General features: G+C 40.6%; 8 protein-coding genes. 2 read left to right on the top strand and 6 right to left on the bottom strand.

Annotated elements, in window-relative coordinates:
* Nucleotides 1-633: 633 nt before the first annotated feature.
* Nucleotides 634-912: an integrase core domain-containing protein gene (locus tag B4G94_RS28160; protein ID WP_376786680.1), complete on the bottom strand. Its 279-nt coding sequence runs from the start codon at nt 910-912 to the stop codon at nt 634-636.
* A 129-nt stretch (nt 913-1,041) separates the two neighbouring features.
* On the opposite strand from B4G94_RS28160, the gene B4G94_RS23895 reads away from it, so the two are divergent.
* Together B4G94_RS23895 and B4G94_RS23890 are read left to right on the top strand one after the other, a co-directional pair.
* The gene (locus B4G94_RS23895) at nt 1,042-3,708 is read left to right on the top strand and encodes a DUF6493 family protein (protein ID WP_286862505.1); all 2,667 of its coding nucleotides are present in this window, start codon (nt 1,042-1,044) and stop codon (nt 3,706-3,708) included.
* Nucleotides 3,705-5,051, top strand: coding sequence for an SWIM zinc finger family protein (locus B4G94_RS23890; RefSeq protein ID WP_286862503.1), 1,347 nt, complete (start codon nt 3,705-3,707; stop codon nt 5,049-5,051). Before B4G94_RS23895 ends, B4G94_RS23890 begins: the two co-directional genes overlap by 4 nt.
* Nucleotides 5,052-5,397: 346 nt before the next feature.
* Here the strand turns inward: B4G94_RS23890 and B4G94_RS23885 are convergent, their stop codons facing one another.
* The 5 genes from B4G94_RS23885 to B4G94_RS23865 form a co-directional block, all read right to left on the bottom strand.
* Nucleotides 5,398-5,841 (bottom strand): GNAT family N-acetyltransferase, encoded by a 444-nt coding sequence (locus tag B4G94_RS23885; RefSeq protein WP_286862501.1) that lies wholly within the window; start codon nt 5,839-5,841, stop codon nt 5,398-5,400.
* A gap of 131 nt (nt 5,842-5,972) precedes the next feature.
* Nucleotides 5,973-7,724, bottom strand: coding sequence for a right-handed parallel beta-helix repeat-containing protein (locus tag B4G94_RS23880; RefSeq protein ID WP_286862499.1), 1,752 nt, complete (start codon nt 7,722-7,724; stop codon nt 5,973-5,975).
* A gap of 18 nt (nt 7,725-7,742) precedes the next feature.
* Nucleotides 7,743-8,399, bottom strand: a complete 657-nt coding sequence (locus B4G94_RS23875; RefSeq protein ID WP_286862498.1) for an SGNH/GDSL hydrolase family protein — start codon at nt 8,397-8,399, stop codon at nt 7,743-7,745.
* Nucleotides 8,399-8,833: a hypothetical protein gene (locus B4G94_RS23870; RefSeq protein ID WP_286862496.1), complete on the bottom strand. Its 435-nt coding sequence runs from the start codon at nt 8,831-8,833 to the stop codon at nt 8,399-8,401. Before B4G94_RS23870 ends, B4G94_RS23875 begins: the two co-directional genes overlap by 1 nt.
* 16 nt (nt 8,834-8,849) lie before the next feature.
* The coding region (locus B4G94_RS23865; RefSeq protein ID WP_286862494.1) for an FISUMP domain-containing protein at nt 8,850-9,322 on the bottom strand (473 nt) is incomplete at its 5' end.

Below are 9,322 nucleotides of genomic sequence, written 5' to 3'. Positions count from 1 at the left end.
TATACATCTTCGTCCAAAATGGTGACTCTCATTTGATGGACATCGACCATGTTCCAGAAAAAACTGATTTCTGTAACGATCTTTGTGAGAATATATAAAACCGTTTGCTCATTATTGTCAGTATCGGGCGCTATTTTCTTATCTCTGCTAATACGTGCGATAAACTGTTCACTTTGGATAAGATCGTTTACAGCTACGGGCTTTGGGTCCTGTGATGAAAGCGAAAGATCGTAATGGATCAGATAGGATAAATCGTCTAGCTCACGAACGAAATTTATGTCTCTTCTAAAAATACTTTCGTTAAATGATCTTGCTCCGAGTGTTTTAACGATAGATGGGANNAAATCAGGAAATCTTTTCATTCGCAATAAAAATAAAGTTAAAGCGGTACTTAGTATAATATAAATACGTGAACGCTTGAAAATAATAGGTTTTAATTTAGCTTAAGATACGACTTTTTATTGTATTTCGCCTAATGAGGTGAGATTTAGTTTGAATAACGCTTTAATTTACGTCCTGGAAACATTAGATCGTCGGGCTATCTGAACTCCACTAATTATTGATTAAATTTTTATATCGTTATGGACGGAGCCTTCGATTTAAAAAATTTCATGCAATAAGTATCAAATAATCTCATTGAATTATTCTTCTGTTACGTATCCGCCCGATAAACATTTCCGGTGTCAAATCTCCTAAACTGCTGTGAGGTCTGAAGGTGTTGTATTCCACCTTCCAGACTTCAATTTTTTCCTTGGCATCTATCCCTTCTATACCGTAACGGACACGTGTTTCAGCAATGCTTTTTATGCGAAGGCGTAACGGATCGTCATCGCGTCTATTGTGTTTATAATACCAAACTGAGGTGCTCAGCAGAGATACCTCGCATGCTCTGTGTAGGGCTTTAGACCCCAAGCCATACATAGTTTGACAGCATTGAGTATAAAATACTTACAGGTTATGCTTATAGTTATCACAAAGAAAAAAATATTTTTTATAGGAGCGCATCAGATTTATGATATTTTTGAATATTTAATTAACCGTATGAATAAACTCAAAAAGTATATCAAAGACAAAAATTGGGTAGAAGTGCTAAATCAATGTAAAGTGCTGAATCCCGATGAACGTGCAGCAACTATACAATACTTGCATTCGTTGGATATTGATCGCGATATTTTAGAAAAGGATGGCGACAGCTTAGATGTAATCGCTCGACTTGATTTTTATGAGAACCGTAAACGGGTTTATGCCACGCTAAATTTTGCACTTATCGCCTGTACCCGCCAATTCGAGGACATCGCAAAGATTGAATACTTAAAAGGAGAATGGCGTTGGAGCCCGTTAACCTCCTACCTAAACAATCCTGCTATTGGTGTAGAACCCTTACTGGCTTTTTATCAGCTATTCCCGTCCGACTATCTAGGTAAAATCGTTAAGGCATCACAAAAGGAACGTTTTGTCGGTATCGATTTCAAAGTGCTATGGGCATTTTACGAACAAGGTTGGATCCCTTTTGATGAAAGCTATTTTGTTACTCGTTTGTTTACGCTAACAATGTTTGACAGAGATACGGAAGAGGAAGCCGATTTTTTATTGACAAATCCGGATGCCATCGACAAGGTGTTTCTTCTATTCCACAAATATGAGATTCCTGTGCTCGACATTTCTAAATGGAAAGCCCGTGAGGGATTTGTGTGTAAAAAGGTGACTGAATATTGGACGGAAGTTATACAGATCATGCAGGAGAAGGGTTATGTATTTGACCGTGCTATTATTCCCTGTTTAATGGAATCGCTGCTCAACAACTGGAAGAAACCACACTTAGATTGGCATATCCGACTGTTGAGCTTGTTTAATACCACACAATATGATTATCTGCAGCAGCAACAGCTCTTGTTTTCGCTACTAAATACCGGTAATACCAGCCTTATAAATTTTTCGGTCAAACAGATCAAGACAATCTATAAAATGGATGGTTTTGATGAAAATGGATTTATTGATCATGTGAGTACTATTTTCCCAAAGGAGAAAATAGAAAAATCACTGCTGCTGTGCTTGGATATCCTCGATCACATTCTGAAAAAAGAAGAATATAGCACGCTTGACATTTCCACAGAGCTATCCATGCTGCTACTCCAGACTGATTCAAAAGTACAGGAAAAAGGCGCCCAACTTTTAGTGGGACAGGCTGACCCGGAAATACTGAAAGATCTCGTTGAACCGCACCATAGTAATTTAAAACTCAAGACCCTCGAAATTCTCGGCTTAGCGCATGCGACTCCCCACAAAGCGGACGCCGCTTTTGAAGAGGAGGCAGAACAACTCGAACAGGTCACGATTCCTTCGACCTGGGATGCTCTGTTATTTCAGATCGGTGATTTCATCAGAACGAAGTCTGCCTTAGATTTCGACCTCTTCCTCGAAGGGCTGAATCAGTTGCAGAACGATATCCCTAAAGACTACAAAAAACAATTAAAACCCTATTGCAAGCAGCTGTTCAGCCGGTTTTGGGATATTGACTACATGGGCTTTTTCGCTAATTTTATGCATTATTGGATTGGCGATGATAATCTGGAAAAATCAAGCGATGAAAATGACAGCATTCCCTTTACACAGCACAAGCTGGATTGGATGCAGCAAAAGCTCACAAGTAACAACAGCTTGCCATTTCTGTCGACGCCGAGTCACCGCCCATTTTATCTGCACCCTAAAGTACTGGTAAAACGCCTGCTCGCGTATGAGCAAAAAAAGGTAGCTATTGAAATGGAAGATCTGATCGTGGCCTGTAATAGACTGTTATATAAACAAACAGATGAAGAGACCATTCGCCTTGTGAAGACCTTAAAGGGCAATTACGCTGCAGCAATGCAGTACTACTTGGGAGCTACAGACGAGATTAAACCTACAGCGGATGTATTGGCACTCTGGACGCAGGTAACACGGATAAAGCAGCCCGATCATATATTTCGGGAATTTGAAAATACAGCGGCCAAAAATTATCCGGCTGTCGTTACCCCATTTGAGATTTCATTCGAAATTATCATTGACAAAAACGAATACTCAACCTGGCACAGGATGTTGCTGGAACATAATTGGAATTATAGTTGGTTTAAAAGGGAAGAAACCAAATATTATCCCCCACTCTTTTATAATACAGCGCCTTTTTCAACGGCATTTCGGGAGGCCATTGCTTTTCAACTCAGTTTAACTCCACAATACATAGGTCCGCTGCTATGTCGGTATATCCCAGATACAGCTTCGGGAAATGAAGTAAGGGAAATGGAACACTGCCTCTACCCAATGCAGTTTTTGATGGATCAACGCCTTGAGATACATGGTAGCGGATGGCTATATATTGCTGTTTGTTTATTGTTTGAAAAGAAAATTTCGAGGGATCTTGCCGCAGAATATATTCAGTTTTCACTGATAGATAGAAAAAGGGATCTTTCTTACCTTGCTCATGCTATCGGCAAACTAATTGCCGGCGGATATGCACCTGTTAATAGGTTTATAGAATATTTAGATCGTCCTTTTGTTTCACAGCAGGTCAAAGAGTTCCAGTTATTATGCTTAGAAAAGACCCTAGAACACCTTGATGGTGAGCGGCTCCCTATAAACAGCAAGAAATTAGTCGCTTATTATGTAGAGGTTTCGGCCCAACTTAATAAGGAAGCAAATCAGGTATTTTTAAGTAAAGTAAAACGCAAATGAATGTAGACTTTGAATATCAGTATCAACATACTTCTACGATCGCTATGGAAGGGCGGGATAAATCGTTTATCCTAGCGCATTGTTCTGAAGTTGAGCAGGACAATCAGGTTCCTTGCTTCTTTCATGGCAACATTATCAATTCATTTGTCGCTTCAAAATGTTTAAGTACACTCGGTAAAACAGTACGCTCCCATTTTGCGATTAGCCCAGATCAGCGCATCAATATGCGGGATCCGATCGTTTCTGTCGGTAATGGTCAGCTTCATTTTGAAGCTTTTTCATCCTGTAACAGTGTTTACGCGCGCATTGACGTACAGCAAACAGGAATTGACGGAGAGTTTATTCAATCGGGCTGTACCAATGTTGACTTTAACGATCTGACGATCCGGGCTTTCAATACCGTCGGCCGGACAGATAAGTTGATCGTTGGCGTAGGTGCCAATGAGCTGAAGGTCATTACTGCGCGCACGGAGAGTACCGAGAAAAAAGTGAGTTTGCCTGATCGCTGGATTAAAGGATTAGGAAATGTCCAGGTCTACTTAGCGCAAATGGAGCTTGCTTTTAAATTGAACAAAATTGAAGCCTTGCAACTCTTTAAAGCCATACCTAAAACAGCGGTTAAGCCCGAGTACTTTTTATTTAGATCTGGGAGCAGCTATACTTTTTCCGCCGTTGCCAAACCCAATAGTTTAAAGATAGGTGGTGTTCACAGGCTCAATCTACTTGAAAACCTATTGGTGCATATAGACAGTATTTCCTTCTATAAACACGAAGATCAGCAAAGTACAGCGGTAATACTTGACTTCAAGGACATACAAATGCTGTTTTTACTTTCGGATGGGGTATACCGGGGATTTTCCGGTGAAAGTAAGCATATCGAAAACCTACTGGTTCAACTGCCAGAAGAATGGCTTTTGGGCATCAATAATTATTTTAAAACCAATGAGGTTTTTCAACCCACGCTAGTTTCAATAGAACATGACATTCAGCTGGGGACAATGGAAACTATGCAGGCCTCACTTTCCAGTATGGGATTATTGGGTTACGATTTATTGAGCAACAATTATTTTTACAGAAAGCTTCCCTTTAAGCTTTCACGCTTAAAACGCTTTAATCCAAGGTTGCAAAATGCAATTAAGTTGTTTGATGAAGATGCTGTGCGACTCCTGCAGAATGACAAAAATGGTATTAGGGCTGAAGTGAAAGGCAGTGCTGACCTGAGTTATATTGTCGTCGGTAGAGGTAATGATCTGCAATGTACCTGTACCTGGTTTACGAATAACAGGACGAATAGAGGGCTCTGCAAACATATCATGGCGGTAAAGATGAAGCTGAGTGAATAGTCTACTTGTCTTTGTTCATGATAAAAGCCAGGTTCAACTAGAAATTATTAAGCTATCTATGCTTTCTCATTTTGCATAAAGGCCTCATTAACGGACTTGTGAATAACGAGAAAAATGATTGGACCTACCTACTGATCTCTACCCCAGCTAAAACAGATAAGTTCCTCCCCTAGCTAAAATTCGAGATCGCGCGCTCACGGATCTCCGAAACATTCAACCCGGCCTCTTCCAATTTCTGCGAAGCCTGCTGCTCGATTCTTATTTTTAATTCGTTAGGCTGTTTTTGTTTCAGCAATATTATAACCGCATGGTGGCCGTTTTGAAAGCTCTTCAATACCCAAATTAATTATACTCGAATAGCCAGCCATTTTTCAAACAGCATTTCAAATTTAACTTCTCCCTTGCCATGTATGCCTATCTCCGTCCATCCTGCTTTTCTATAGAATGCTTCAGCTCTTGTTCCGGGTGCTGTCCCCAACCAGATTGTTTCTTTTGTTTTTGAGAAGTACCAGTCAATCATGATATCATGCAGCTGTTTCCCTATTCCATTCTTCTCATAGTCAGGATGTACAAATAAGGCCCAGATATTATTATCAATAAGGTCGACAATTGAAAAACCAATTATGCTGTTATCAATTTCAAATACCCAACCCTTGCCCCGCTTTGTAATAAAATCTTCACAGTCCTGATTCGTTACCAGACTAGGGTCTGATAGTGTATTTTCTTTTACAGCATTTCTTACTACCTGTATTTGCGGTATATCTTCTACTTTAGCTTCCCTTAAATTCATAATTTTAGATTCTTTGTTAACTCCTTTCAATAGCCTTCTCATAGCAATAGAATTTTCCCTTTCGAAAATAAACTTCCCAACTGGCGCATATCCTTTCTTTAAATAAACCACATTCGCAGTGTTACTATAGGTCAATCCTTTCCTAATAATTTCTTTACCTGATTAAAGCTATTGTCAAAAACCTGATCATTGACACAATTTTTTAGGTAAATCGCATAATTCCCATAATATGGAATACTGGAATCATGGCTGCTATTCTGGATTCGATTTTTTGTTATTTTAATGCCATCAGTCGAAGATACAAAGATTGCTGAATTTGCACAGTCGCTGATCGTATTTGCTCGAATGGTTATATTACGATGTACACCAGCGGGCTTATCAATCCCTCCTATCTCATGCCCTGTCTTAACGGCTATGGCGCCATAACCTGTCAGGGTATCACCCCACCTGAGGTATTTGCCACAGTTATTTATCCTGTTACCCGTTATAAATGCCTTCTTCACCGTCGTTGCTTCAAACCAACGATCCATATCGCAGGACAATAATATAGCTGGTCCCGAAATATTCCATATCTTATTATTGCTAACAACAACTTTATTGGACTGAACAACAAATCCCCGGGCACGACTGTTTGAAACCATACAATCCCGTATAATGGTCGATGGTGTACGTGTGTCTTTTGCAGCGAAATCGCCTACACAGATATTCTTTGGAATTGATTGTAATTGATAATGTCCCTTGTCACGAAATCTCACCTTTGACTTGCCCTTTGGCAGGCCCGTCTTGCCATCCAAAAATTCGATAATATCATCCTTGAAGGCCCAATCATCTTCGACGGGAGCTTTCGTCCAACCATTGATCAATAAAACCGAGTCAGCACTGATCTTGCCGATAGTGCACAAACGACTGTGTATATTAATGGCATCATCGCCCAATCCAACAAATTCACAGCGTTCGGCCTTAAACGTACCCGACATAGAGGCTACATGTATGCCATCTGCGCTAATGGACATTAAACGCCCAGATGTGGGCTTTGGTTTCATCTGAATACGTTGTAGTGTCATATCGCTGGATCGATGACGACTGTCTGCTAGGTCTGATACGTACATCGCAAAAGCAGGCCATTGCCAGATGGTAATATCTCGTATTGTTAATGTATTGACACCTAAAAAACTAAAGCAGGGATTTCCCGTAATCTTTAGTCTAAGATTGATATGTTCACCTCTAGTGAGCTTATTAGCATGATCATTATAGATTTTCAAACGTAGTGTGCCTAGCTTTTCTATACGGGGATAGTTTCCATTCGCAAGTTCAAAATGGGTGGAAATATGATAATTGGGTGTTCCATCTGCATCATAGCTGAGCTGATGCATGATCTTGAGATCAGCTAAACGGCTTGCGTACTCAGCAAATTCAGGTAAAAGGTCGAGTATATAGAAATTTCCTTCAAAACTGTTGCCTATATCGGCGATCGTACCATTGATACTGACGGGCTTATCAACGTCAATAAAAAGGTCGCGTATGACAAGGTCTTTACAGTCTCGGACCTCCAATAAACTCGTCCAGCTAACCTTGGAACTGAAAGGATCAAATCCGGTAGCCATAAGTGTGGATGTATTCGTACCAATGCTACCATAGATCTCAATACCAATCTTACCGGAGAGTCTCAAAGCCGATGAAAATGAATAGGTACCTGACGGAAAATATACCTTATCTCCGTCTTTGAGGGAATCCAAAATCAACTGTAAAGCCTGACGGTCGTCTTGCCCATCATCTGGTATCACTCCAAACTCGGTTACGTTGATGATGTTTGCGCTTAAAGCTGTCCAACCTAATAGTAATTGAACCAGCATTCCGAGCTTGAAAAGGGTTAATCGTATCATAGAAAACGTCTAATGAGCTCAATACTTTAATCTGGAATCTAAAAGGTTCTTGATTTCCGCTGCCCAAATCTCATAGGCATCCTGGTTGATATGGGTGCCATCGATCGTGTATTGCGCTTTGAGACCTGTAGAAGAACTAAGCTTGGCGTTTATATCCAAATAGTAAACTCCCTTGCTCTGACAATAGGCTTTCAAATAGCTGTTCATGCTATCTACCTGGATCTTGCTCTCAGGATTATCCCGCTGATAGAGGATCGACTGGACGACGGGAATAATTTGATGTTCCTGCAGTCCATCGATGAGTGTACGGTAATTGCTCTTGGTTCGATCCAAAGGGATCCCTACGCCTATGTCATTGATACCGCCCTCGAGAAAACATACACGGGGCTTCAGATCAATGACGTTTTCCTTTAATAGCCAGACAAGATGTGAGGTGGTAAACCCCGGGAAGCCGCTGGTTTTGACGTCTCCCCTTCCTAATAATGCTATCCAATCACCACCTTTGGTGATCGAATCCCCAAACATGACAATCTGTACTTTGTCGTCGTCCTGTTCGGAAATCCATTTAAAACCTGTTAAGACCCCCGTCAATAAAACTGAGCCTGCAAATAATAAAAGTATCTGTCGGATATACTTTCTGTTGATAGTTGTCATTTTTTCACTATTGTTAATCATTATTTAAACCGTTGTACTTTCAGACGGCGAATCTCATCGGTCGTACTGAATTCGGGATTTTTAGCTTCTACTTTCCAGTAAATGGCTGCTTGCTCACCAGGCTTGAAATGCATGGTATTCATCAGTGAGTCCAGAACAAAATGGGTCAGAAAGTATTTCTCTCCTACTCCGGCAGATATCACTTTTCTTTCAGTGGTCAACGTGGGGTCTACAGCAAGAAGAAGGTTGTAATCTATATAGGGTCTTTTTGAAAAATACTCGAATTCGACCAACATACTTGGATTATTCTTATCCAATATAACCAGTGAATCTGCCACCGGTTTGAGCAATATAGTCGGCTGAAAGCCGACCTCATAAAATTCATTGTCGCTTTTACAGGAGAAAAACAGATTTACGCTAATGAAAACGAAACTGATATATATTTTATAGTTCATAATGGCTATCTTAAATTTAGTTCATAATACAACGTACATTATAGTGAAAGTTGCCTCCACCTGCGCTGCTCCTCGATTGTGTATTGATATCTGGATTACCGGGATCGTTGTAAATAATGACAGCTGACGCCTCACCAGTACGGTCCGCTGAAAGTGTTTCCCAGGAATATTGATATCCTTTTAAGGCTGGTGACGAGGTCCAGAATCCACACATTGTTCCCGGATCTGTGAGAAATGAAAGTCCTTCATTCCAATAAAATCCCGAGGGCACAATATTGAATTTGACCTCATCGGTAATCGACCCATTTTGAATCCAGAACTGTGGTTTTTTGACTTTATTACCTGAGTTTGGTCCGAGGTAATTGATGACTTCTTTCCACTCTGCAAACGCAGGAACATGCCAGCCATCGGGACAAATGCCCTGAATATTTTCGCCAGCCAGGGTTTTCTCCCTTGCGATGGCTTCATCACGGACGACTGTGCCCCATG

Source organism: Sphingobacterium sp. UBA7625, assembly GCF_002484085.1.
Lineage (GTDB): Bacteria > Bacteroidota > Bacteroidia > Sphingobacteriales > Sphingobacteriaceae > Sphingobacterium > Sphingobacterium athyrii.
Note: the sequence above shows the minus strand (reverse complement) of the source record. Positions and strands in the feature narration are given on the sequence as shown.

Bases quoted from the DNA above. Each gene is read 5' to 3' on its own strand.
- B4G94_RS23895 (WP_286862505.1), top strand. From the start codon at position 1,042: ATGAATAAACTCAAAAAGTATATCAAAGACAAAAATTGGGTAGAAGTG.
- B4G94_RS23890 (WP_286862503.1), top strand. From the start codon at position 3,705: ATGAATGTAGACTTTGAATATCAGTATCAACATACTTCTACGATCGCT.
- B4G94_RS23885 (WP_286862501.1), bottom strand. From the start codon at position 5,841: ATGAATTTAAGGGAAGCTAAAGTAGAAGATATACCGCAAATACAGGTA.
- B4G94_RS23880 (WP_286862499.1), bottom strand. From the start codon at position 7,724: ATGATACGATTAACCCTTTTCAAGCTCGGAATGCTGGTTCAATTACTA.
- B4G94_RS23875 (WP_286862498.1), bottom strand. From the start codon at position 8,399: ATGATTAACAATAGTGAAAAAATGACAACTATCAACAGAAAGTATATC.
- B4G94_RS23870 (WP_286862496.1), bottom strand. From the start codon at position 8,833: ATGAACTATAAAATATATATCAGTTTCGTTTTCATTAGCGTAAATCTG.